At 63.1% G+C, this 24,164-nt stretch carries 24 protein-coding genes and 1 tRNA gene; 8 read left to right on the top strand and 17 right to left on the bottom strand.

All coding sequences use genetic code 11. The features are described 5' to 3' along the window. Positions 1–63 precede the first annotated feature (63 nt). Positions 64–1,410 carry a glutamate--tRNA ligase gene (gene gltX, locus EKN06_RS09415; RefSeq protein WP_127612633.1) on the bottom strand — a complete coding sequence of 449 codons (1,347 nt, stop codon included), beginning with the start codon at positions 1,408–1,410 and terminating at the stop codon, positions 64–66. 229 nt (positions 1,411–1,639) lie between these two features. Between gltX and EKN06_RS09420 the strand changes: the two genes are divergently transcribed. Then, positions 1,640–1,939, top strand: a complete 300-nt coding sequence (locus EKN06_RS09420; RefSeq protein ID WP_127612634.1) for a hypothetical protein — start codon at positions 1,640–1,642, stop codon at positions 1,937–1,939. A 6-nt stretch (positions 1,940–1,945) separates the two neighbouring features. Here EKN06_RS09420 and EKN06_RS09425 read toward each other — a convergent pair whose 3' ends face one another. The 12 genes from EKN06_RS09425 to EKN06_RS09480 form a co-directional block, all read right to left on the bottom strand. Then, complete coding sequence (locus tag EKN06_RS09425; protein ID WP_127612635.1) at positions 1,946–2,851, bottom strand: hypothetical protein; 906 nt, start codon at positions 2,849–2,851, stop codon at positions 1,946–1,948. Next, positions 2,851–4,512: an NAD+ synthase gene (locus EKN06_RS09430; RefSeq protein ID WP_127612636.1), complete on the bottom strand. Its 1,662-nt coding sequence runs from the start codon at positions 4,510–4,512 to the stop codon at positions 2,851–2,853. The genes EKN06_RS09425 and EKN06_RS09430 overlap by 1 nt, the downstream gene beginning before the upstream one ends. 191 nt (positions 4,513–4,703) lie before the next feature. Beyond that, the gene (locus EKN06_RS09435; protein ID WP_127612637.1) at positions 4,704–4,946 is read right to left on the bottom strand and encodes a hypothetical protein; all 243 of its coding nucleotides are present in this window, start codon (positions 4,944–4,946) and stop codon (positions 4,704–4,706) included. Positions 4,947–5,260: 314 nt separating this feature from the next. Then, positions 5,261–6,436 (bottom strand): BaiN/RdsA family NAD(P)/FAD-dependent oxidoreductase, encoded by a 1,176-nt coding sequence (locus EKN06_RS09440; protein WP_127612638.1) that lies wholly within the window; start codon positions 6,434–6,436, stop codon positions 5,261–5,263. Positions 6,437–6,439: 3 nt separating this feature from the next. Further along, on the bottom strand, positions 6,440–7,816 hold the full coding sequence (der, locus tag EKN06_RS09445) for a ribosome biogenesis GTPase Der (protein ID WP_127612737.1): 1,377 nt from the start codon (positions 7,814–7,816) through the stop codon (positions 6,440–6,442). A gap of 136 nt (positions 7,817–7,952) precedes the next feature. Then, the gene (gene mmsB, locus EKN06_RS09450; RefSeq protein ID WP_276317281.1) at positions 7,953–8,846 is read right to left on the bottom strand and encodes a 3-hydroxyisobutyrate dehydrogenase; all 894 of its coding nucleotides are present in this window, start codon (positions 8,844–8,846) and stop codon (positions 7,953–7,955) included. 19 nt (positions 8,847–8,865) lie between these two features. Next, complete coding sequence (locus EKN06_RS09455) at positions 8,866–9,648, bottom strand: enoyl-CoA hydratase-related protein (RefSeq protein WP_127612640.1); 783 nt, start codon at positions 9,646–9,648, stop codon at positions 8,866–8,868. Continuing rightward, entirely contained in the window at positions 9,645–10,706 is a 1,062-nt protein-coding gene (locus tag EKN06_RS09460) for an enoyl-CoA hydratase/isomerase family protein (protein ID WP_127612641.1), read from the bottom strand. The genes EKN06_RS09455 and EKN06_RS09460 overlap by 4 nt, the downstream gene beginning before the upstream one ends. After that, positions 10,706–11,848, bottom strand: a complete 1,143-nt coding sequence (locus EKN06_RS09465; protein WP_127612642.1) for an acyl-CoA dehydrogenase family protein — start codon at positions 11,846–11,848, stop codon at positions 10,706–10,708. Before EKN06_RS09465 ends, EKN06_RS09460 begins: the two co-directional genes overlap by 1 nt. A 20-nt stretch (positions 11,849–11,868) precedes the next feature. Further along, entirely contained in the window at positions 11,869–12,186 is a 318-nt protein-coding gene (locus EKN06_RS09470; RefSeq protein WP_127612643.1) for an I78 family peptidase inhibitor, read from the bottom strand. Then, on the bottom strand, positions 12,183–12,716 hold the full coding sequence (locus EKN06_RS09475) for a hypothetical protein (RefSeq protein WP_127612644.1): 534 nt from the start codon (positions 12,714–12,716) through the stop codon (positions 12,183–12,185). Before EKN06_RS09475 ends, EKN06_RS09470 begins: the two co-directional genes overlap by 4 nt. Positions 12,717–12,782: 66 nt before the next feature. After that, on the bottom strand, positions 12,783–14,204 hold the full coding sequence (locus tag EKN06_RS09480) for an aldehyde dehydrogenase family protein (RefSeq protein WP_127612645.1): 1,422 nt from the start codon (positions 14,202–14,204) through the stop codon (positions 12,783–12,785). Positions 14,205–14,418: 214 nt separating this feature from the next. Between EKN06_RS09480 and EKN06_RS09485 the strand changes: the two genes are divergently transcribed. Continuing rightward, complete coding sequence (locus tag EKN06_RS09485) at positions 14,419–15,315, top strand: LysR family transcriptional regulator (protein WP_127612646.1); 897 nt, start codon at positions 14,419–14,421, stop codon at positions 15,313–15,315. Between the two features lie 42 nt (positions 15,316–15,357). Here EKN06_RS09485 and EKN06_RS09490 read toward each other — a convergent pair whose 3' ends face one another. Continuing rightward, complete coding sequence (locus EKN06_RS09490) at positions 15,358–15,687, bottom strand: DUF3297 family protein (protein WP_127612647.1); 330 nt, start codon at positions 15,685–15,687, stop codon at positions 15,358–15,360. A gap of 128 nt (positions 15,688–15,815) precedes the next feature. Between EKN06_RS09490 and EKN06_RS09495 the strand changes: the two genes are divergently transcribed. Further along, positions 15,816–15,890 (top strand) — tRNA-Val (locus tag EKN06_RS09495). Here EKN06_RS09495 and EKN06_RS09500 read toward each other — a convergent pair. Together EKN06_RS09500 and EKN06_RS09505 are read right to left on the bottom strand one after the other, a co-directional pair. Beyond that, complete coding sequence (locus EKN06_RS09500) at positions 15,869–16,462, bottom strand: nucleotidyltransferase family protein (protein WP_164844015.1); 594 nt, start codon at positions 16,460–16,462, stop codon at positions 15,869–15,871. The genes EKN06_RS09495 and EKN06_RS09500 overlap by 22 nt on opposite strands. 4 nt (positions 16,463–16,466) lie before the next feature. Continuing rightward, entirely contained in the window at positions 16,467–17,474 is a 1,008-nt protein-coding gene (locus tag EKN06_RS09505) for an XdhC family protein (RefSeq protein WP_240654722.1), read from the bottom strand. 240 nt (positions 17,475–17,714) lie between these two features. On the opposite strand from EKN06_RS09505, the gene EKN06_RS09510 reads away from it, so the two are divergent. The 3 genes from EKN06_RS09510 to EKN06_RS09520 are packed head-to-tail and all read left to right on the top strand — an operon-like array spanning position 17,715 to position 20,946. Beyond that, entirely contained in the window at positions 17,715–19,862 is a 2,148-nt protein-coding gene (locus EKN06_RS09510) for a xanthine dehydrogenase family protein molybdopterin-binding subunit (protein WP_127612649.1), read from the top strand. Then, positions 19,859–20,326 carry a (2Fe-2S)-binding protein gene (locus EKN06_RS09515; protein ID WP_127612650.1) on the top strand — a complete coding sequence of 156 codons (468 nt, stop codon included), beginning with the start codon at positions 19,859–19,861 and terminating at the stop codon, positions 20,324–20,326. Before EKN06_RS09510 ends, EKN06_RS09515 begins: the two co-directional genes overlap by 4 nt. Beyond that, positions 20,323–20,946: an Isoquinoline 1-oxidoreductase subunit gene (locus tag EKN06_RS09520; protein WP_164844016.1), complete on the top strand. Its 624-nt coding sequence runs from the start codon at positions 20,323–20,325 to the stop codon at positions 20,944–20,946. Before EKN06_RS09515 ends, EKN06_RS09520 begins: the two co-directional genes overlap by 4 nt. 63 nt (positions 20,947–21,009) lie before the next feature. Here the strand turns inward: EKN06_RS09520 and EKN06_RS09525 are convergent, their stop codons facing one another. Continuing rightward, on the bottom strand, positions 21,010–22,194 hold the full coding sequence (locus tag EKN06_RS09525) for an acetyl-CoA C-acyltransferase (protein WP_127612651.1): 1,185 nt from the start codon (positions 22,192–22,194) through the stop codon (positions 21,010–21,012). Between the two features lie 123 nt (positions 22,195–22,317). Here EKN06_RS09525 and EKN06_RS09530 point away from each other — a divergent pair, with 123 nt between their 5' ends. Further along, complete coding sequence (locus EKN06_RS09530) at positions 22,318–22,941, top strand: TetR/AcrR family transcriptional regulator (protein ID WP_240654725.1); 624 nt, start codon at positions 22,318–22,320, stop codon at positions 22,939–22,941. 62 nt (positions 22,942–23,003) lie between these two features. Continuing rightward, positions 23,004–24,158 (top strand): FMN-dependent L-lactate dehydrogenase LldD, encoded by a 1,155-nt coding sequence (gene lldD / locus EKN06_RS09535; protein ID WP_127612652.1) that lies wholly within the window; start codon positions 23,004–23,006, stop codon positions 24,156–24,158. Positions 24,159–24,164: the final 6 nt, after the last annotated feature.

Raw genomic sequence — 24,164 nt, forward strand, 5'->3', positions numbered from 1 at the left:
CATCGGCGCCGGGTGACAGGGTGTCGCCTTTGTTACCCGGCCCGTAAATTCAGGCTGGCGAACTCAGACCGCAGATCGCAACCGCGCGACGGCCCGTTCGCGCCCGATCAATGGCAACAGGACGCTCATGTCCGGTCCGTGATCCATCCCCGTCAACGCCAGCCGCAGCGGCATAAACAACGTCTTGCCCTTGCGCCCCGTCCGATCCTTCAGCGCGCCAGTCAGCGTCTTCCACGCGCCGCCTTCTTCCTTCCCGTCCCAATCCAATTCGTCGGCAACCGTGGCGGCATCGGCCAGAAATGCGCGGTCTTCTTCCGCCATTTCCGGCACGGCAACTTCGCCGGCAATAACGGTCCACCACTCGAGCGCCTCGCTCACCTTCTCAAGGTTGGGCCGCACCGCCAGCCACGCGGCTTCGTCCATCCCCTCGGGCAAGATCCCGCGAACCTCGGCATAGTCCATCGCATGCACGATCTGGGCATTGAGGCGGAGCAGTTCCGCATCGTCGAACCGGGCCGGAGCTCGACCGAACGTGGACAAATCGAAACCTTCTGCCAGCACAGCCAGCGAAGTTTCCGCGACGATGGGCTGCGACGTTCCGATCCGCGCCAGCAGCGAATTGATCGCCATCGGCTCCAGCCCCTGTTCGCGAAAGGCATCGACGCCCAGCGAACCGAGCCGCTTAGACAGTTTCCCCTCGCTCCCGATCAACAGCGCCTCGTGCGCAAAACGCGGCGGGATCGCTCCCATCGCGGTGAACATCTGTAACTGGACCGCGGTGTTCGAAACGTGATCCTCGCCGCGCAGGACATCGGTGATGCCCATCGCGATATCGTCGACCGCGCTGGGCAACATATAAAGCCACGATCCGTCGGCACGGCGGATCACCGGGTCGGACAGGCGGTCGCCCTCGAACTTCTGCGGCCCGCGAACGCCGTCTTCCCATGCGATCGGCTCATCCCGGTCGATCAGGAAACGCCAATGCGGCGCGATGCCCTGAGCCGCTTTTTCGGCATGGTCGGCTTCTGTAAGCGACAGCGCGGCACGGTCGTAAATCGGCGGCAGTCCCCGGCCCAACAAAACCTTGCGCCGAAGCTCAAGCTCCTGCGAGGTTTCGTAACAGCGATAGACGCGGTTCGATTGCTGAAGCTTTTCGAATGCTTCTTCATAAAACGCCAACCGCGCCGACTGCCGTTCTTCCGCATCGGACGTCAGGCTAAGCCATCCGAGATCGCGGCGGATCGCGTCGACATATTCCTCCTGAGAACGTTCGGCATCGGTGTCGTCGATGCGCAGCATGAACCGCCCGCCCGCGGACTTTGCGAGCAGAAAGTTGTGCAACGCCGTGCGAATGTTGCCGACATGCAGCCGACCGGTCGGCGAAGGGGCGAAACGGGTGATGATGGTCATCGCGCCGCTATAGCCACCGCTGGCACGGTGAAAAGGGGCTTGTGGCGTTGCCCTCGTCGGCGCGACGGTTAACGCCAGATGAATATGGCTTGCGGCAGGCGATGCTGCGCAGCATAGTGGCGGCGGCGGGGCGGCCGGAACACCGCCTTGATAAAGGGCGGGAGAGGCATCGATGGTGGGGACGATTCGGGTCCGATGGTGCCCGTGTTGCAGGGCGTGGGGACAGGCGATGCGAACGGTCGTCGATCCTGCACAGGCTTTTGTCGCCAGCCACAAGGCCGCGGCGATCCCGTTCGAATATGTTCGCGAAGAACATCGCTGCACCCAATGCCGCAAGGAATCGATGAGCACCCGGATCACGCGCTGCGATCCTGATCACGTATGGTCCGCGCGCAACGTTCTGACGAAATTGCGAACCAGTGATGCCGGCACAGCTTGCAAGCGGGCCATTCCGCTGTCGTGGGAAGGACATCCCGAACTGGCGGATTTTTCCGCCGTCCTGCACCCTACGGGTCCGGTTCTCAGCTAAATGTTCCTATTGGCGGAACAGCAGGACCGAACCGGCCTCGCCTGAAAGACGCACCCCGTTTTCCGGCGTCATTTCCACCCGTGTCGCGGCATCGATCGCGCGCACCATCGCCGAAAGCTGCGGCGGCAGGGACGCGGCGCAGGGTAGGGGTTTTGGCGCGATGTCGATGGTGACGGCAGGCGTGCGTCGGATCGCGATCGCAGGGGCCGCATAAGTATAGCGCCACGCGATCTGCTGGCAGTTGTCGAATTCGATCCGGTCCCGCCCGATGTGGACCGCTATCCCGCGCGACCCGACGAGAGGTTTACCGTCCACACCTGCCAGCCGCCATTCGCCGATGAGCGACGCGGGCGCAGGCCGAGGTATCGGTGGCGGCGGGGGTGGCGCAATTTCGCTCATCCGTGGTGCGGGAGGGGGCATTGGGATGTCGTCGGGGATGGGCAGCGCCGACGGTTCGACCCACGGCGCATCGGTGCGGATGAGCGTCACCTCGCCACCCATGCCGCGCCAGTGCTGATCGTCGGCATCACCCTCGATCACGACGAACCCTCGAGCAACGGTGTTGCTTAGCTGCTCCTCCGCGGGGGTCAACGGACGCAGGCAGGTCAGGCGGCCCTCCTCCTGCGTCAGCACATTGCCCCCTTCGACCCGATAGTGCCATTCGCGTTCGACACAGCCCGCTTTCATCACGATCGTGTCGTCGACCGTCAAAATTACGGCCTCGCGGTTTCGCACCGCTGCACCGCCTGCCGTGCGCAGCCGCCATGCGCCAGCGATCACGGCTTTGCCGGAAACTGTTGCTCCGTGCACCACTTCGTCGCGGGCCGAAGTGGCGACAGACTGCGATCCCGGCGCGTCCCCATCGTCGCACCCGGCCACTAAGAGCGCCGCCGCGAAGGCAGCCCACCGCATCACGCGGATCGGAACCGATGCGTGATCGGATAGCGCCGGTCGCGCCCGAAATTACGCGCGCCCAGTTTTACGCCGGGGGGTGCCTGACGCCGTTTATATTCGGCAATATGGAGCAAGCGTTCGATCCGCGTCACCGTTTCACGATCGAAGCCTTCGCCAACAAGCTGATCGACGCTCTTTTCATGCTCGACAAGGCCCAACAGGATACCGTCCAGCACCTCGTACGGCGGTAGCGAATCTTCGTCCTTTTGATCGGGGCGCAGTTCGGCGCTCGGCGGCTTGGTGATGACGCGTTGGGGGATCACGCGGCCTGCGGGGCCGAGGCCGATCTTCGGTTTGTGCTCGTTGCGCCATTCTGCGGCGCGGAACACCGTGGTTTTGTACGCGTCTTTCAGCGGATTGTAGCCGCCCGACATGTCGCCATAGATCGTGGCATAGCCGACGCTCATCTCGCTCTTGTTGCCGGTGGTCACCAGCATCGGGCCGAACTTGTTCGACAGCGCCATCAAGGTGACGCCGCGGATGCGCGACTGCAGATTTTCCTCGGTAATGTCGACATTCATATCGGCAAAGTCGTCGGCGAGCATCTCGTCGAAACCGGCAATGGCGGGCTGAATCGGAATGGTGGACAGCCGGCATCCGATCAACTTTGCGCATTCGGCCGCGTCATCCAGACTTTCCTGACTGGTGAACCGGCTGGGCAGCATGACGCACCAGACGCGATCCGGACCCAGCGCATCGGCGGCGATTGCGGCGCAGATCGCGCTGTCGATCCCGCCCGACAGGCCCAGGACAATGCCGGGGAAGCCATTCTTGTCGACATAATCGCGCAAGCCCACGACCATCGCGCAATAGATATCCTCGGGGTGATCGGAAAGGCGGTGCAACGCGCCCGGGATGCACGACCACCCGTTCTTGCCCTTGACCCAACGGGTGGTGACCTCGACTTCTTCCCAGTCGGGCAACTGCGCGGCAAGCGTACCGTCGCCGTTGATGACGAAACTCGCACCATCGAAGGCCAGCTCGTCCTGCCCGCCAACGCGGTTGAGATATGCCATGGGCACGCCGGTATCGATCGCGCGGCGCTTGGCGACGCCCTCTATCCGCAGGACGTCCTTTTCGATTTCATAAGGGCTGCCGTTGACGCAAACGAAAATCTGCGCGCCAGCCTCCGCCAGATGGCGGCAGACGGCGGGGTGCCAGATATCCTCGCAGATCGGCAGGCCGAGCATCACGCCGCGGAACAGCACCGGATCGGGCAATTCGCCAGGCGCGAAAAGGCGTGCTTCGTCGAAAGTGCCGTAATTGGGCAACTCGTGCTTGAACCGGGTGGCGGTGATCCGTCCGGCGTCAAGCAAGGCGACGCCGTTGTGCAGCGCACCATCGCGCACGAAAACGCTGCCCACCAGCATGGCGGGTCCGTCGCTTTCGGTCGCCTTGGCCAGCCGCTCCATCTCTTTTGCCGCGCGTTCGATCAGCGCCGGCCTCAGCACCAGATCTTCTGGTGGATAGCCGATCAGGTTCATTTCGGGAAAGACGACGAGATCGCTTTCCATTTTCGCCGCCCGATCGCGCGCGGCAAGCATCGAATCGGCATTGGCGCGGATATCGCCAACGATCTGGTTGCACTGAACAAGCGTGATGGCGAGTGTTTCGGTCATGGCGTCTTGGCTGGTTCCCCGTGGGGCGCGCGGCCCGAAGGTGATGGTGCTGGCGCAGCACAAACGAAACTCCGCCCGATCAAACGATCCGCATTCAATCGAAAGAGGCGATCAGACGCGCGAATTGGGGCAAGGCTGGCCATGTCTAACCCATCGGCTAGCGCAATTGATCGCCGCAGGACAGGGGTTTGCTAGCGGTTCATCATCTGTGCCATGCGCATTTGCAACGGCTGATCCAACCGCGTGTGCAGATGTTCCATGACTAATGCGGTCAACGGCTGCCGAAAACTGGCGCCGATAAAGGCTCCGTAGGTCCATCGCACGTCGGCGACCATCGGGCCGACATCTTCAAGCACGAGGTGGAACATGTCACCTTCCTCGCACGCCATCGTGTGATCGCGCACCCGGCATCCCGTTTCGGAAAATTCGACCACGGAAACGCAGCGTCCAACATAAGCCCCCGACTGAATCCGAGCAAAGGCCATACCGCGCCAACGGTGCCGCGTGCGTGTATCGAGCTCGGACAACGGCTTGTAAGTCACTTCATCCCGCCCCTGAACCTCGAGTCCGGCGCATTGATAAATGTAAAACCCAGCGATGCGAGCGAAATTCGCAACTGCAGCAAATCTCACGGCAAATGTCATGTTGAGCCGCCATTGACCGACTTCCCGACGAAGGCGGCACTGACCGGCCGCACCTTACAGAAGTTCAGTCCATTACCGAGGTTCTGCGCGCAAAAATGGCGCAATCACAGCGAAGCAGCGCAGGCGACCGCGCTGGCCCAGGCCCACTGGAAATTATACCCGCCAAGCCAGCCGGTCACGTCCACCGCCTCGCCGATGACGTGCAGGCCGGGGACGGTCTTGGCTTCCAAGGTCTTTGACGACAGATCCGCCGTCGCAATACCTCCGACGGTGACTTCGGCCTTGGCGAAACCCTCGGTCCCGTTGGGATGAAATATCCAGCGCTTCAGCCGCTCTCCCGCCATTCGCAGAGCCTTGTCCTTGGTATCGGCGAACGTCTTCGGTTCTCCGATACGGTCGGCCAATGCGACGGCCAGCCTGTCCGGCAATTCGGCGGAAAGCACGGAGCGGATCGTCGCCCTTGGATTCTCGGCCTTGGCCTCGATGAACCTGTCGGGCGTGCATTCGGGCAAAAAGTCGATCATGACCGTGTCGCCCGGCTGCCAATAGGACGATGCCTGCAAAATGGCCGGGCCGGACAGTCCGCGGTGGGTGAACAGCGCAGCTTCACGAAAACGGGCCTTTCCTGCAGAGGCGACAACTTCTGTAGCGACGCCCGACAATTCGCGGAACAGCACGTCATCTCCGCCCAGCGTCAGCGGGACAAGCGCAGGGCGCGGCTGCACGACTTTCAGCCTGAATTGCCGCGCAAGATCATAGGCGAAGCTGGTCGCCCCCATCTTCGGGATCGACGGCCCGCCGGTTGCAAGCACCAGCTTCGGCGCGCTGACTTCTCCGCCAACAGTTTCAACGGTAAATGCACCGTCCGCATGACGCACGGCCCGGATGGCGGCGTCGCAGCGCAATTCGACGTTGCCCTTGGCGCATTCGGCCAACAACATGTCGACGATCTGTCGCGCCGACCCGTCGCAGAACAACTGGCCCAGCGTCTTTTCATGCCACGCGATACCGTGCGCTTCGACAAGCTGGATGAAATCGCGCGGAGTATATCGCGCCAGTGCCGACTTCGCGAAATGGGGATTGGCCGAAAGATAGCGGTCCGGCGCGGTATGGACATTGGTGAAATTGCACCGTCCGCCGCCCGAAATCAGGATTTTCTTGCCGGGTTGATCGCACCCTTCGAGCAGTAGCACCCGAAGGCCGCGCTGTCCGGCGCGGGCCGCGCACATCAGGCCCGCCGCGCCAGCGCCGAGCACGATCACGTCGTGGCCGTCAGCCAACGGCTAATCCTTCGCGAACGGGTTCTTCGGGCTGCGCAGCATCAGGCGCACAGGCACCGCGCCGAAACCGAGATCGCGACGCATCCCGTTGACGAGATAGCGCCGATAGCTTTCGGGCAGATCGTCGAGCCGCGTGCCGAAGATGACAAATCGCGGCGGACGCACACCGGCCTGCGTGATATAACGCAGCTTGATCCGCTTGCCACCGGGCGCTGGCGGCGGATTGGCGGACAGCGCATCGTCGAACCAGCGGTTCAGCGCAGCGGTCGCCACGCGCTTGTTCCAGATATCTCGCGTTTCGAACGCCGCGCTCAACAGGGCGTCGAGCCCCTTGCCCGTGCGCGCGGAAACCGCGACCATGGGCACGCCCTTAACTTGCGCCAAACCTTCATCCAAAGCATGGCGGATGCCATTGAACAGGCCGCTGGGATCTTCGGCCACATCCCATTTGTTGATCGCCACGATAAGCGCGCGGCCTTCTTCGATCACGTGGGCCGCGATCTTCAGGTCCTGGTGCTCAAGACCCTTGGTGGCGTCGAGCAACAGCACTACGACTTCGGCGAAATCGACGGCATGACGCGCATCCGCCACCGCCAGCTTTTCAAGCTTGTCGGTCACCTTGGCCCGCTTGCGCATCCCGGCGGTGTCGATCAGCCTGACCGGGCGGTCTTCGCCCAGCTTGGGGTCGTGCCAGACCCAGTCGACAGCGATCGAATCGCGCGTGATCCCGGCTTCTGGGCCGGTCAGCAGGCGGTTTTCCTGCAATAACTGGTTGATGAGCGTGGACTTGCCCGCGTTGGGGCGCCCGACGATCGCCAGTTGTATCGGGCCAAGCGGTCTGTCCTCGTCCTCGCCGTATTCGACGACTTCCTCTTCGACCTGCAAAGGCTCGATGATCGGCAGCAAGGCGTCGAACAGGTCTGCCATGCCCTCGCCGTGTTCCGCGCTCAACCCGACCGGTTCGCCAAGGCCCAGCGAATAAGCTTCGAATATGCCCGAATCGCCAGCCTTGCCCTCCGCCTTGTTGGCGATGAGGATCACCGGCACGGATGACCGCTGCAACCACCGCCCGATCTCTTCGTCCAACGGGGTCAGCCCGGCGCGGCTGTCGATCACGAACATGGCGGCCGCCGCGCCGACCAGCGCGGCTTCGGTCTGCGCGCGCATCCGTCCCGGCAGCGTTTCGGCGTCCTCGTCTTCCCAGCCGGCGGTGTCGACAATCTTGAACCGCAGGCCCAGCAGGTCGACATCGCCGATGCGGCGGTCGCGCGTCACCCCCGGCTGATCGTCGACCAGCGCGAGCTTCTTGCCGACGAGCCTGTTGAACAGGGTCGACTTGCCCACATTGGGGCGACCGATGATGACGACTTGCGGAAGCATCCGCGCCAAGTGGCGATTGTGCGGCGTTAAGGCAAGGAAAATGCCATTTTGCGGGCTGTAGCGACCCGGCCCGGTCCGATCATCCCCGGCGAAACGCGCGGTGCATGATCGAATCGGACTTGCTTGGCCGCGCGAATCAGAGCGTCGTGAAAATCACGCCGAAGTCCTTGCCGCCAAGACCCGCCTTGTCGGCATTTTCATAAATTTCGGTAGCCTTCTGACCCAGCGGCACTTTCGCACCGCTCGCCTCGGCGGCGGCCATGGCGAGCCTCAGGTCCTTGAGCATCAGGGCAACCGCGAAGCCGCCGTTGTAGTCATTGTCAGCCGGGCTGGCCGCGCCCACGTTAGGCACCGGGGTATAATCGTTGAGCGACCAGCAGTAGCCTGTCGATTTCGAGCTGATCTCGTAGAATTTCTGCGGGTCGAGGCCATTGCGTTCGGCCAGCTTCATCGCCTCGCAGGTGCCGACCATATGGGCGGCAAGCAGCATGTTGTTGCACATCTTGGCGACCTGTCCGGCGCCGGCCTCGCCAGCGCGGATCACCGCCTTCGCCATCGGCTGAAGCACGGGTTCGGCGCGGGTAAAGGCGCTGTCGCTGCCTCCGACCATGAACGTCAGGTTGCCGCTGTTGGCAGCCGCGATGCCACCCGACACGGGTGCGTCGACCATTTCGTAACCTGCGGCAGTCGCCGTCTCGATCATTTCGCGGACGGTGGCGACGTCGATGGTCGAACAGTCGAGCAGCAGCGCGCCCTTCGGCGCATGGCCGATGACGTCATTGGTCAGGACGGCGCGCACGATGTTGCCGTTGGGCAGCATGGTGACGACCGCGTCCGCGCCCTCCACCGCTTCGCGCACGGTGCCAAACGTGGAACATCCGTTTTCCTTCGCGCGGGCGATAGCCTCTTCGGAAAGGTCGAAGGCGGCGACTTCGTGGCCGGCCTTTACGAGGTTTGCGGCCATGCCGCCGCCCATGTTGCCAAGGCCGATGAATGCGATTTTCATGTCAGTAATCCTCTTGCCCCAAATTCGGGAGAAATGCTGCGCCTCAGCGCCCCTTCCAGTTCCCTGCGCGCTTTTCGACGAATGCGGCCATGCCTTCGGCCTTGTCCTCGGTGGCCGTAAGCACCTGGAACATGCGGCGTTCGGCGATCAGACCCTGATCGAGCGTTGTTTCAAAGGCGGTATTGACCATTTCCTTGTTCATCATCGCGGCCAGCGGCGGCATTGCGGCGATCGTCGTTGCGGTCTTCATCGCGTCCTCGACCAGATCGGCCAGCGGCACGATCCGCGCGACGAGGCCGCTGCGTTCCGCTTCTTCGGCGTCCATCATCCGGCCCGTCAGGCACATTTCCATGGCCTTCGACTTGCCCACCGCACGGGTCAGGCGCTGCGAACCGCCCATGCCCGGCGCAACGCCCAGCTTGATTTCCGGCTGGCCGAACTTTGCCGTATCGGCGGCAAGGATGAAGTCGGCCATCATGGCCAGTTCGCACCCGCCGCCAAGTGCGAACCCGTTTACTGCGGCAATCCAAGGCTTGCGGACCTTTTTCACGATGTCGGCAGTCCAGCCGGAGAAGAAATCTTCGATGTAAAAATCGGCAGGGGGCTTGTCCGACATCTCTTTGATGTCCGCGCCTGCGGCAAAGGCCTTGTCCCCGCTGCCGGTCAGGACCGCGCAACGCTGCGACGCATCCGCTTCGAACTGCGCGAAAGCATCCGTCAGTTCGGCCAGAACCTGCGAATTCAGCGCGTTCAGCGACTTGGGCCGATTCAGCGTGATGAGCGTTACCGCGCCGCGCGTTTCGGTGAGGATCGTTTCGTAAGTCATAGCGGCTTCCATTCCTGATCTGCGGGCAGCGGCGCGAAGAGGCTTTCGACCATCTCGTCGGTCACGCCCTCTGGCGTGGCGGGTTGCCACTGTGGATTGTTGTCCTTGTCGACTAGCAGCGCGCGAACGCCCTCTGCGAAATCGTGGCGGTTGATCGCGCGCGATGCACCGCGCAGTTCCATCGCCATGTTGTCGGCAAAAGTGTTGCAAGCCGCGCCAAGCTCAAGCTGTTTGAGCACGTTCTTGCACGCCGACGGGCTTTTACCACGAAGGGTCTTCAACTCCTTCGCCGCCCATTCGCCACCGTCGGCTTCCAGCCCGGCGAGGATATCCTCGAACCGATCGGATGCGAACAGGCGGTCGATGATCGCGTAGTTCGACGCGATCCGCGCCTCTGGCGGGGCGAATGACTGCCCCTCCAGCGTGCCTTCGATATCGTCAGGGTGCGAGATGATCCGCGCCTTGACCTCCGACAGGCGTTCGTGCGGCACATAATGCGTGGCAAGGCCGATGGCGAGGCATTCGGACCCGTCCAGCCGTGCGCCGGTCAGGCCGATGAACTGGCCCAATCGTCCGGCAAGACGCGTCAGGTACCAGCCACCGCCGACATCGCAGATCAGGCCGATGCCGGTTTCGGGCATGGCGAATTTCGTGTTTTCGGTCGCAACGCGATACTTCGCAGGCTGCGAAATCCCTACGCCGCCGCCCATCGTGATGCCGTCCATGAAGGCGACGATCGGCTTGGGATAGGTAAACATCAGGTGGTTCAATTTGTATTCGACGTCGAAGAAGTGACGCCCGCTCGCGCCTTCGTCTTCCAGCGCCGACCGGCGCAGTAACGTCACGTCGCCCCCGGCGCAGAAGCCCCGCCCTTCGGCGTGGTCGAGGATCACGGCCTTCACGTCATCGTCGTCGCGCCATTCGAGCAGGGCGGCGATCATCGCCTCGCACATGGCGAGCGTCAGCGAATGGATCGCCTTGGGCCGGTTGAGCGAAAGGTGCCCGACCGCACCGTGGCGGTGGACATGGACTTCGGGAATGTGGGTGTTGTCGGTCATCAGCGTACGAGGTCCCTGCCCACGATCATGCGCATGATCTGGTTCGTTCCTTCGAGGATGGAGTGCACACGCAGATCGCGCAGCAGCTTCTCGATCGGATATTCCTTGAGATAACCGTAGCCGCCGAAGAGCTGCAGCGCGCGGTCGACGACCTTCGACCCAGTTTCGGTCGCGATCATCTTGGCCATGGCGGCAAAGCGCGTCTTGTCCGCCGCGCCGTTCGTCACCTTTACCGCGGCGAGATAGAGCAACGCGCGCGCCGCCTCCAGCTCTGCCGCCATTTCGGCCAGCGTGAACTGCGTGTTCTGGAAATCGGCGATGGCCTTGCCGAACTGCTTGCGGTCCTTGGTATAGGCGATCGCCTCGTCCAATGCGCGTTGCGCCCCGCCCAAGGAACATGCCCCGATATTAAGCCGCCCGCCGTCGAGCCCCGCCATCGCGATCGCGAAACCCTGCCCATCTGACCCGACAAGGTTGGCCTTGGGCACTTTCACGTTGTCGAGGTTGAGCGCGGCGGTCGGCTGCGAATTCCAGCCCAGTTTCTTTTCCTGCGCGCCGAACGACACGCCGGGCATGTCCTTTTCGATGACGACGCACGAAATGCCTTTGGGCCCGTCATCGCCGGTGCGGACCATAGTGACATAAACCTCGTTTTCGCCGCCGCCCGAAATGAACTGCTTCGAGCCCGAAACCTCCCAGTGGTCGCCCTTGTCGACCGCCTTTGTCCGCAGCGCCGCCGCGTCCGATCCTGACGAAGGTTCTGTCAGGCAATATGATGCGATGCGATCCATCGTGATGAGATCGGGCAGGTAGCGATCCTTCACGTCCTGCGACCCGTATGTATCGATCATCCACGCAGACATGTTGTGGATCGATATGAAGGCGCTGGTCGACGGACAGCCATAGGCCATCGCTTCCATGATCAGCGCTGCGTCCAACCGACCAAGACCGATGCCACCCGATTCCTCCGACACGTAGATCGACCCGAAGCCGAGCTCTGCCGCCTGCTTGATGGTGTCGCGCGGAAAGGTCTTGTGCTCGTCCCATTCCGCCGCGTTGGGCGTGATCGCGTCAGCGGTGAAACGCTGCGCCATTTCCTGAATGGCGAGCTGGTCTTCGCTAAGGCCGAACTGGTTTTCCATCGTGTCTCCCATGTTCTGATTCAGCCGCAGCTGATCTGGACGATCTTCATGTCGTCATCGTATGAAACGGTAAGCCGGTCGGGCCGGAAATCCATCGTCACCGCAGTGCGCGGCGGCACCCAGCGCAAAATGCGAGCACCGGTCGCCGACAGGAGCTGCGCCCCGACATCGGCGCTGGCGATCATGCCCAGCATCGTTTGTGCGGGCGAGGCGTTGCATTCTCCCTGCGCGCCCACGCGCACGGGTTCCTGGGTCGTCGGCGGGGTAGTCACGGTAACGCATCCCGAAAGCAGGAACGGCGCGGCGGCAAGCGCGGCGAGCAGGGGCTGGCGGATCATGATGCGCACCTTTCATAACGGAATGGGCCGGGGGCCGCGCCATCCCCGTATTCGCGGCGGATCAGCACGGTATTGCCATCCTGCGCGTCGAGCACGACATCACGCTGCCAGGTCTGCCCTTCGCCGGTAAAGGCAAAGGTGCCGCGCAGCCGGGTGGCATCGCGTTCGGCCGTTTTAGTCAGCGTGCCGACGCTTTCGTAGAATTTGAGGGTCTGGTCGCCGATCGTCAGCAAGCCCTTGGCATCGCTGCGAGAAGCATCGCAATCGTTGGCGTTCATGCCCCAACGGCCGCGCAGGGCCGACGGGATGGTCGGTTCCATCTCGTCCATGCCCTTATCGTCGCCCACCGGCGTCGTCCCGCCCGGTTCGGGCAATGGGGTCGCCCCGTCGCCGATCCCGCCATCGGGTTCGACCGGGATCGGTGCGCCCGTATCGGCGGTGTCGCCAGAGCGTTGGGCGGGAGTACCGCTGTCGCCACAGGCGCCAAGGCCCAGCGCCAGCACACCCACCATCAGGAACGTCTTCTTCATGGCACCCTTTCGAAACGTGAACGGCCCACCTTTAGGCGGGCCGTTCCATTTGGCGACTGGAGCTGGTTAGATGGCTTCCATGATGTCCTTGCCGAAAAGCTCTTCGTCGCTCGGCAGGGTCTTTGGCGTGGCCAGCGGCTTCGAAACCCATGTTTCGTTGATCAGGTCGCGCCACGTGATGTTGTTGTTCGTGCCGTTGCCGCCCCACGATCCGCATCCCAGCGAGAAAGTCTGGCGCATGCCGTTCCACAGGTTGCCCGAATTGGACGGCGACTGCGGCTGGTTGACCATGACACGGCTGGTGCGGGTGCCCTCTGCCAGCTTCATGATGTTCGCGTCGGAATTGGAATAGATGCCGCAGCTATGGCCCTGACCCTGATAGGCCTGGATCTTGTTGGTCAGCGCGATCGCCTCATCGATGTCCTTGACACGGTACAGCGCCATGGTGACGGTCATCTTTTCGCCCGAAAACTTGTAGTCCGGACCGGCGCCGGTTTCGGGAACGATAAAGAACAACGTGCCTTCGGGCACTTCGAACCCGGCATAGCCCGCGATGAATTCTGCGGGCTGAGCGACGACCTTGGCGTTGATGTGCTCGCCATCTTCCCAGATCGCGTTCTGCAACTTCGCCTTCTGCTCGTCGGTCACGACGTAACCGCCCTGACCCTTCAGCTTTGCCAGCATCTCGTCATAGATGGCGTCGAACAGGATGACCGCGTTGTCCGACGAACACGATGCCGCGTTGTCCAGCGTCTTGGAAATGCGGATCTTTTCCGCCGCGTCGTCGAGATCGGCGGTATCGTCCACGGTGATGACCGCGTTGCCGACACCGACGCCCAGTGCCGGAGTGCCGCTGGAATAGGCGGCGGTGACCATGGCCGAACCGCCGGTGGCAAGCACGCGGTCGCACTGCTTCATCAGTTCGTTGGTCTTGTTGACCGAAGGAATCTCGATAGCCTGAACCAGGTCGGCGGGCGCACCCATCTTGACGATGGCTTCGCGCATCAGGTCGACGATCTTCTTGTTGGTCAGCTTCGCCCGCGGGTGCGGCGCGATGACGATGGCATTGCGACCCTTGACCGCGCTGATCGCCTTGATCACCGGCGTCGCCTCAGGGTTGGTCGACGGCGACAATGCACCGATCACGCCGACCGGCTTGGCGATCTTGACGATGTTGCGCTCGGGTAGTTCTTCGATGATGCCGACCGACTTGTCGTGGATGATGTCCAGCAGCGTCGCGCGAGTCTTGCGCGCGATCTTGAGGTACTTGCCATCGTAATTGCCGAGCTGCGTTTCATCGACGGTGAACTGCGCGATTTCCTCTGCCACGCCGGGCTTGGCCACAGCCCACACCATCGCAGTGATCAGCTTGTCCACCTGCTCTTGCGTGTAATCGGCGATCTGCGCCTGCGCGACGCGACCGCGTTCGATCATGGCGGCGATTTCGGCGACGTCGTCGTTGGGTTCGGTCTGAAGAGCGGTAGCCATGCAAGTATCCTCGAAAAACACGCTTTGATTAAGCATTGCGGGTGGCAGGTTTACGGCCGGTTTCGCCAGAAAGGCGGCAGTCGTACGCCCACGCGTCACCATATCCGGCAACGGTACACGGTTTAGATGGCATTCGTGATGATTGCAGACAACCATAGATTCTGCATCTTCAACCTGCAATTATGCAGTTACCTCTGAAACCCCGGATCAACCGATGCAAACCGTGAACTGGAACGACCTACAGGATTTCCTCGCCATCGCGCGGACCGGCCAGTTGAGCCGTGCCGCAGATGCGATCGGCGTCGATGCCACCACCATGGGTCGCCGTTTGCGACGGCTGGAAACCCGACTGGGCCGCACGTTGTTTGAGCAGACCCGGCAGGGTCAGGTCCTGACCGAAGCGGGCGAAGCGATCCTTGCCGAGGTGGAGGCGATGGAACAGGCCGCCGCCCGCATCAACGAAGGTCGCAGCGAAGGCGAAGGCCCGGTCGGCACGTTGCGCGTGTCGTTGTCCGAAGGTTTCGGGTCGTGGTTCGTTGCCGACAAGCTGACCGAGTTCGTCGAAGGCCATCCCAGGCTTGTCATCGATCTTGCCATGTCGAGCGGCTTTCTCAGCCCATCGAAGCGCGAGGCGGACGTCGCCATAGTCCTGTCGCGTCCTCGCGCCGGGCCGCTGATCGCGGGCAAGCTGTCGGACTATTCGCTACGGCTATATGCCTCGCCCGAATACCTGCAATCCCACGGCAAGCCCGAGACCATTACCGACCTTGCAACGCATCACCGGTTGGTGGGTTACGTCCCCGACATGCTGTTCGCGCCGGAGTTGCGCTATCTCAACCGGCTACATCCCGATCTGGAACCGAGCCTGCGTTCGACGAGCATCAATGCGCAACACCGCCTGATCGCGGCGGGCGCGGGCATGGGCGTCCTGCCCTGCTTCATCGGAGATCGCGATCCTGCGCTGGAACCGGTGCTGCCGGAAAACCGCATCAACGGCAGTTTCTGGCTGGTTACGCACAAGGATACGCACCAACTTGCCCGCGTGCAGGCGTTCCGCAACTGGCTTACGCGGACCGTGCGCCGCCATCGCGACCAGCTTTTGCCGGCCTGATAGTGAATCTGCAAATGAGCCCGGATTGTCAGGCCCGCCGATTCAGGCCTTGGCGACCGGCGGTTCGTCACCCAAGTCTTCGTACCAGGCTTCGACCGGGCCGTTCAGCTTGATCGTCAGCGGGTTGCCCTTGCGATCCATCGACTTGCCGGCCTGAACGCGCACCCAACCTTCGGAAATGCAGTATTCCTCGATGTTGGTGCGGACCGTGTCCTTGAAACGTATGCCGATGCCGCGACCCAGCTTGTCCGCATCGAAATAGGGGCTGCGCGGGTGAATCGCCAACCGGTCCGGCGGGACGTCGGCGCCCGTGGGCGCGACTTCTGCTGCGGTGTCGGCGTTCTCTACGGGCTTGATGTCGTCTTCGCTCATGCAACGCGCTCTAAACGCACTGCCACGCTTGTCAATCGCCCCGCTTGCCAACCCAGTGCCTCTCTGGCAAAGGCGCGCCTCTGTTGGCGGACCGGAGCGATTCTGACGCTCTGCAAAGGTCTGCGGACGGGCGCGTAGCTCAGTGGTAGAGCACACCCTTCACACGGGTGGGGTCGCAGGTTCAATCCCTGCCGCGCCCACCATTCCATTTACGCTCCACGCTTTGGCGGGCTCGTTCGAGATCGTCCTTGCTGTCGATATCGATCGCCAACGCAGGGTCCAGTGCGATGGTCGCCGCATCGTGCAAAAGCGCCCCCGCGCCCCTGTCGCCGGATAACGCGGACAGCGCGCCGAAGTGCTGTGGCCCGAACAGCGCGGGCGGCATCGTGGCCACCCCCCATGTCGCCAACCGATCGCCGTCGAATTGCGCGACCATGTCGCTAAGGTGCGCGGCAGACACGAACGGCATATCGGCCAGCGCGATCATGATCGCCGCCGGATCATCGCGCATCGCAATCGCAACACCTTGCGCGATGGAGCGTGAGAGCGGCGCATCTGCAGGGGAGAGCTTGACGCATTCGAAGCCAAACGATCCAAGGTCGGGCGTGTCGTCGCTATAAACCGCGACCCTTGTCGCAAATGGCAATGCCGCAAAGGTGCGCGCGGCGTGAAATGCCAGCGGCATCCCGCCAAGCTCGGTAAGCAGCTTGCCCCCGCCGAACCGACTTGAACGGCCAGCGGCAAGGAGGACTAGGGCGACATCTTCAAATCGCACGACCTTATGTCGCGCAAGGTTCGTTATTGGCCGCTGCGCCTGTCGCGACGATCTCACGATAAGCAGCGACCACTTCGGACAGGATCGATAACGCCAGCGTCGCAGGATCGCGGGTCGATGCGATCAACCCGATCCGGCCCCGCAGCCTTTTGACCAGCGCTGGGTCCACGGCCATGTTCTCCAGCATCCGCAACCGGGCGTGCTGTGTGCGGCGGCTGCCGATAGCGCCGTGATAGAAAGCCGGCATGGCCAGTGCGGCGGGAAGGGTTGCACCTTCCCAGTCGTGGTCGTGGAACAGGAAAACGATGGCCGTCCATGGATCCGACGAAAGTCGGGGCGCGCGATGATGCGTTTCGACCCTGTGCACGGTGACCGGCAAAGTGCCGAATTCACCCGGCAGCGATTCGTCGGGTGACACCACCTCCACCACCGCGCCAAAGAACGAGGCAAGTCGCGCGAACACGGCAAGATCCTCTCCCTGGCCATAAGCCAGAACCCGAAGCGGCGGCACGAGCGTCAGCGCGTAACCGGTCGGATCGCAGCCTGTCGCGATGCCATTTTCCATGACGGCCACCGAAGCAGTCTCGCGGCGATCAAGTGCGGAGAGCGCAGCGCGGATCACCGCCGCATCGGGAGTGGGCGTGAACGTCAGGTCGATCCCGCCCCCGCATGGCAGCCGCAAATCGATATAGGGCGATCCGACGCCATACCGCACGGTCCGGCCACGCTGTTCGGCAATGGCCTCGATCGCCTGCGCAACGATGGCCGTTTCGATGCAACCGGCAGAAAACGACCCGACATGCCGACCGTCCGCAGCCACCGCCATCAACGTGCCGGGCGATCGAGAGGAATTGCCCTCGATCCCGACAAGCGTCACCAGCGCGGTCGCCGCTCCGCCCTCGATCCAGCCGAGCAAAATGCGCAGGATGTCGTGCGCGCGCGGCGCAAGTGTGCCGACCTGCGAGATCACCGCGCCCGAACCGTCGTCGCCCTGATTTGCTGTAGCATTCAAAATTTCGTGCCGCCTTTGCCGGGAACAAGGTCAGGTAGCGAGCTCCCGTCCGTCATCAGCGCGACACTGCCCGCTGAAAGCCATTTCGGCAACCGGCGCCTGCCAACGGTTGGCGATGCCAGTTGCCCCCATCTTTTGCACAGTGACAGTCGTCTGCCTTAAACGCTATGGTTGCATCTTCCCATGCCGCCCCGAAATGTCGGGGCCCATCACGGCATCGCGATACGAGGGCGAATTCAGATGACATCCGGTCCTGTGGCAACACGGCGCGGCGTGCTGGCAGGTGGCGGCGCGCTCGTCATCGCGCTGGCCATGCCGTTGAAGGCTCGCGCCGCGGCACAGGCGGCAGCGCCCTTTGCGCCCAATGCATTCATTCGGGTCGCACCCGACAACAGCGTGACGGTTGTGATCAAGGCGATCGAGTTCGGCCAAGGCGCGGCCACCGGGCTTGCCACTCTGGCGGCGGAAGAGTTGGACGCGGACTGGAGCAAAGTCCGCCTCGAATTCGCGCCCAACGACGATGCGTTGTACGCCAATCCGATGATGGGCACGATGGCGACCGGCGGATCCGGCACCATCGCCACCGCGCACACTCAGATGCGCGTGGCGGGCGCCGCGGCAAAGGAAATGCTGGTCGCCGCCGCCGCCAAGGCATGGGGCGTTCCCGCCGGCAAGATCGCGGTCGCGAACAGCATGCTGACCGCGCCCGGCCATTCCGCGACGTTCGGTGACATGGCCAGCGCGGCCAGCGCATTTCCCGTGCCCGAAAAGCCGACTTTGAAAACGCCCGATCAGTTCAAGCTGATCGGCAAGACGCTGCCGAAGCTGGACAGCGCAGTGAAATCCGACGGGCGCGCCCAGTTCACCGTCGATGTAAAGCGCGACGGCATGGTCACCGCGCTTGTCGCTCATGCGCCGATGCCCGCAGCCAAGGTCGCCAATTTTGAAGCTGCCGCCGCGCTTGCCGTGCCGGGCGTGCTGAAAGTCGCCAACGTCGACAGCGGCGTCGCCGTTTTCGCCAAGGACATGGCCGCCGCGCTCAAGGGCCGTCGCGCGCTGAAGATCGACTGGGACACGTCGAACGCCGAAACCCGGTCGAGCAAGGAACTCGAAGCCAAAGCGCAAGCCATGGCCGCCAAGCCGCCCCTGCCGGTTATGAACACCGGAGAACTGCCAAAGCCTGCCAAGGGCATCGCCATCGTCGAGGGCACCTATACCCTCCCTTATCTCGCTCACGCGCCGATGGAGACGCTGGACGCGGTCGTGCAGATCACGGGCGACCGGATGGACGTATGGCTCGGTTCGCAGTTCCAGACGATGGAATCGGCCGCCGTCGCCGAAGCCGCCGGCATCGCCAAGGACAAGGTCCTGCTGCATCAGCAGTATGCGGGCGGCAGTTTCGGTCGCCGCGCCACGTTCGATCAGGCTTTCGGCCGCGAGGCTGGCCGGGTGGCCAAGGCATGGGGCGGGCCGGAACCGATCAAGTTCGTCTGGACACGAGAGGATGACATCACGGGGCAGTACTATCGCCCGATGAACGCCCACAAGGTTCGCGCCGCGATGGATGCCAAGGGCAAGGTCGTCGGCTGGGACCATGGTCTTACCGGACAGTCGATCGGCAACTTCATGATGGTCGATACGCTCGACGGCCAGAAAGTCGATGCGCTGATCTTCGAAGGCGTGCGCGAACAGGGCTACGCCTTTGCCAATCACAAGCTCGGCATCGGCGTGCTGGAAAGCCCGATGAAGGTGCTGTGGTGGCGCTCGGTCGGGCACAGCCATACCGGGTACGTCATGGAAACGATGCTCGACCGGCTGTTTGCCGCGCAAGGGATCGACCCGGTAAAGGGCCGCCTCGACCTTCAGGAAAACGAACGCGCCAAGGGCGTCATCGCCGAAGCGGCAAAGATGGCCGACTGGGGCCGCAAGATGCCCGAAGGGCGCGCGCTGGGCATCGCCTTTGTCGAGAGCTTCAACACCTTCGTCGCCGAAGTGGCCGAAGTGTCGAAGGGCAAGGACGGTTTACCGAAAGTGCACAAGGTCTGGGCCGCGGTCGATCTTGGCCTCGCGGTCAATCCCGACGTGATCCGTGCGCAGGTCGAAGGCGGCATCGGCTATGCGCTGGGCCATGCGCTGCATTCGGAAATCACTTTGGGCGATGGCGGTATCATCGAACAGCGCAATTTCGATACATACCCTTCGCTGCGGATGTCGGAAATGCCCGAGATCGAGGTTTCGATCATCCCCAGTGACAAGGATCCCACCGGGATCGGCGAACCGCCGGTACCGCCGCTGGCCCCCGCGGTCGGCAACGCCTGGTTCGCGCTGACCGGGCAGGCGGTTGAACGGCTACCCTTTGCGCGCGGCATTGCGGAGAAAAGCGCATGAGCGTCGAATTCGAACTGAACGGCAAGACCATCGCCTATGACGGCCCCGCCGATACCCCGCTGTTGTGGGTCATCCGCGATTCGGCGGGACTGACCGGCACGAAATACGGTTGTGGCATCGCCCAGTGCGGCGCGTGCACCGTACATCTCGACGGACAGGCGCGCCGGTCGTGCGTCACGCCCGTCAGCATGGTCGCGGGCCGCGAAATCACCACGATCGAGGGTGCGGCATCACCTGCGGCCAAGGCTTTGCAGGACGCTTGGGTCGAACTGGACGTGCCGCAGTGCGGTTTCTGCCAATCGGGTCAGCTGATGTCGGCGACGGCGCTGCTCGAATGGATCGACAATCCCAGCGACGAGGATATCGACGGCGCGATGGCGGGCAACATCTGTCGTTGCGCCACGTATCAGCGCATCCGCAAGGCCATCAAGCTGGCCGCGAGCCGGATGGGAGAGAAGGCATGATTTCGCGTTCGCGCCTTGTGCTGCTGATCGGCGCCGGAACGCTGATCGGCGCGGCCGTCGCGGGGCAGACGATCGCGGCACCGGCAACATCGCTAAAGGGACCGGAGGCGTTTGCCGCCATTGCCGATCCGCAGGCCCGTTCGGTCGCGCTGTTCGGCGAAATGGCCAAGGTGATCGAATCGCCCCGCTGCCTGAACTGCCACCCGCGCACGGATTCACCGACGCAGGGTGACGACATGCACCCGCACAGCCCGCCGGTTTCGCGGGGCATGGGCGGCATGAGCGTGCCGGGCATGACCTGCAATACCTGCCACGGCGAAAGCAACTTCACCTTCGCCAATGGCGAGGGCAGCATTCCGGGCGATCCGGCATGGGCACTGGCCCCGGTCGAAATGGCATGGGTCGGCAAGACTCGCGGCGAAATCTGCCGCCAGTTGAAGGACCCCAAGCGCAATGGCGGCAAGACTCTGGCCCAGCTGGTCGAGCATAATGCCCACGACCATCTGGTCGGCTGGGGCTGGAACCCGGGGAAGGGTCGCTCGCCAGCGCCCGGAACGCAGGAACAGTTCGGCGCGCTGACCGCCGCCTGGGTCGCGAACGGAGCGCACTGCCCCGACTAAGTCGCCCCGAACGGTTTTCCTGACCGAGCCTTGCGCATTGCGCGTGCCCGGTCAGGTCCGCCGTTACATCCGTTCTACCGCAATGGCCGTCGCCTCGCCGCCGCCGATGCAAATCGAAGCGACGCCGCGCTTAAGGTCACGGGTTTCCAGCGCACCCAGCAGCGTCGTCATGATCCGCGCGCCCGAAGCCCCGATGGGGTGGCCCAATGCGCAAGCGCCGCCGTTCACGTTGAGCCGGTCGCGTTCGATGCCGAGATCGCGTTCGGCGATCAGCGCGACAACGGCGAATGCCTCGTTCACTTCGAACAAGTCGACATCGTTCATCGACCAGCCGATCCGTTCCATCAGCTTGCGCGTGGCAAAGACCGGCGCAGTGGTGAAGCGGGCCGGTTCGTGCGCATGAGACGCATGGCCGACGACGCGGGCCACCGGGTTCATGCCCAGCCGTTCGGCGGTGGAGGCGCGGCACATGACAAGCGCGGCGGCCCCGTCCGAAATCGACGAACTGTTCGCAGCCGTCACCGTTCCATCCTTGGCAAAAGCGGGGCGCAGCGACGGGATTTTCTCGACATTGGCTTTGCCCGGCTGCTCATCCGAAGAGACGACGGTTTCGCCCTTGCGCCCATTGACCGTGACCGGCGTGATTTCTCGTTCGAATGCGCCACTTTCCTGTGCCGCACGTGCCTGCGTCAGCGACCTGATCGCATATTCGTCCTGCGCTCCGCGCGTGAACTGATATTCCTGTGCCGCTTCTTCGGCAAAGGCGCCCATCAGCTTGCCTGCGTCATAGGCATCTTCGAGCCCGTCAAGAAACATCGAATCCTTGACTACGTCGTGCCCGATCCGCGCACCGCCGCGATGCTTTTGCAGCAGGTACGGCGCATTGGTCATGCTTTCCATCCCGCCTGCCACGATCACGTCTGCGCTGCCGCCCAACAACGCGTCGTGCGCCATCATCGCGGCCTGCATCCCCGATCCGCACATCTTGTTAATGGTCGTCGCCGTGAGATGTTCGCCAAGCCCGGCATGAATGGCGGCCTGACGCGCCGGAGCCTGTCCGAGACCCGCGGGCAGGACGCAGCCCATGATGATCTGATCGACCGCCGCCCCGCTGATCCCGGCCCGTTCCACTGCCGCACGCACAGCCGCGGCGCCCAGCATTGGCGACGATACGTCGCTGAAAACGCCCTGCATTCCGCCCATCGGAGTGCGTGCATAACTGGCGATAACAACAGGGTCAGTCATGATTGGGTGTTCCTTATGGCGCTTGTCTCGTCAGGTCGCCGTCCAACGGCAGAAACCTTACTCACCGGTATATTGCATTCTTTCAAGTTTTAAAGCAAGGTTCGCCGCGATGCACAGAGTGACCCCTTGAACGAGAATCCTTCACCCTTCCGGACGGCGGAGCAACGCGAAGCCGACCGCGAAAGCAAGCGGCTCGCCGTGCTGACCGCAGCCGCACGCATGTTCAACGAACGCGGATTCCACGCAACCTCACTGGATGATGTCGCAGCCTCGCTCAGCATTTCCAAGCCGACGATTTACCACTATCTGGGCAACAAGGAACAGGTGCTGCTGGGCTGCCTGAAAATCGGGCTGACGGAATTGCTGGAGGCGGCGGAAGCGGCACGGCAGGCACCGGGCAACAGCGCCGACCGGCTCAAGAATTTCCTCGCCCACTATGCTGAATTCAACCTTCGGGACTTCGGCCGTTGCGTGATCCTGACGAGCGAAGGCGACATGAGCGCGCAAAATGCGGCCCTGTTCCGAGCCGACAAACGCCGCATCCACGACATGATCCGCGCTATGATCGAAGACGGACAGCGCGACGGCTCGATCGTGTGCGAAGACGCAAATCTCTTTGCGCTCACGCTCGCCGGGGCGCTCAATTGGCCAGCGCGCTGGTTCGACCCGGCACTGGGTCGCGATGCGTCGGAACTGGTCCGGCGGATGATCGACATCCTCGCTTCGGGTTTCCTGCCGCGCAAAGCATAGTTTCCGGATAGGCTACCCCGCGCAGTATGGTTCCATCGCATGCGATGACGTAAGGCAATGCGATGCAGGCTGCTTCCGCTCTCGATTATCGCGAACTGGCGCGTCGACGCCTTCCCCGTTTCCTGTTCGAATATATCGACGGAGGCTCTTATGCCGAAGTGACGCTGGGCCGGAACGTGGCCGATCTTTCCGCCGTCGCATTGCGCCAGCGGGTGTTGCGCGACGTATCGCACCTCGACCTTTCGACCGAACTGTTCGGCCAGAAACTGGCGCTGCCGATTGCGCTGGCGCCGATCGGTTTGGCGGGCATGAACGCGCGGCGCGGCGAATGCCAGGCGGTGCGCGCGGCGCAAAACATGGGTGTGCCATTTACGCTTTCGACTGTATCCGTTTGCGACATCGAGGAAGTCGCCGCTGCGGCCGATCGCCCGTTCTGGTTTCAGCTTTACATGATCCGAGACCGCGGTTTCATGCGCGACCTGATGGCACGCGCGCGCTTGGCAGGGTGCGGGACGATGGTCTTTACCGTCGACATGCCGGTGCCGGGCAGTCGTTATCGCGATTACCGCACCGGCCTTGCCGGATCGCCCGGCATGGCAGGGGCGATGCGCCGCGCGTTGCAGGGGGCCATGCGGCCCGACTGGGCTTGGGACGTTGGCGTCATGGGCCGCCCGCATGGCCTTGGCAACGTTGCCCCGGTTTTGCGGGGCAGTACGGGGATCGAGGATTTCTTTGCATGGATGCGGCAAAATTTCGACCCCGCGATCACCTGGCGCGATCTCGATTTCATCCGCAGCGAATGGACCGGCCCGCTTATCATAAAGGGCGTCCTCGACCCCGATGACGCGCGCGAGGCGGCGGAACTGGGTGCAGACGGAATCGTCGTATCGAACCACGGCGGACGCCAGTTGGACGGCGTGCTGTCCACGACACGCGCGCTTCCCGCCATCGCCGATGCCGTTGGGGACCGGCTGACCGTGCTGGCCGACGGCGGCGTGCGATCCGGTCTCGATGTCGTGCGGATGCTGGCGCTAGGTGCAAAGGGCGTTCTGATCGGGCGGGCGTGGGCCTATGCGCTGGGCGCGCGTGGGCAAGCCGGGATTGAACATGTGCTGCGGTTGATAGAGGCGGAGATGCGGGTCGCCATGTCGTTAACCGGCGTCACCCGAATCGATCAGATTACCCGCGACATCCTTGCCGACATGCCGCCGGGCTGAAGCCCT

The organism is Croceicoccus ponticola (genome assembly GCF_004004515.1).
Lineage (GTDB): Bacteria > Pseudomonadota > Alphaproteobacteria > Sphingomonadales > Sphingomonadaceae > Croceicoccus > Croceicoccus ponticola.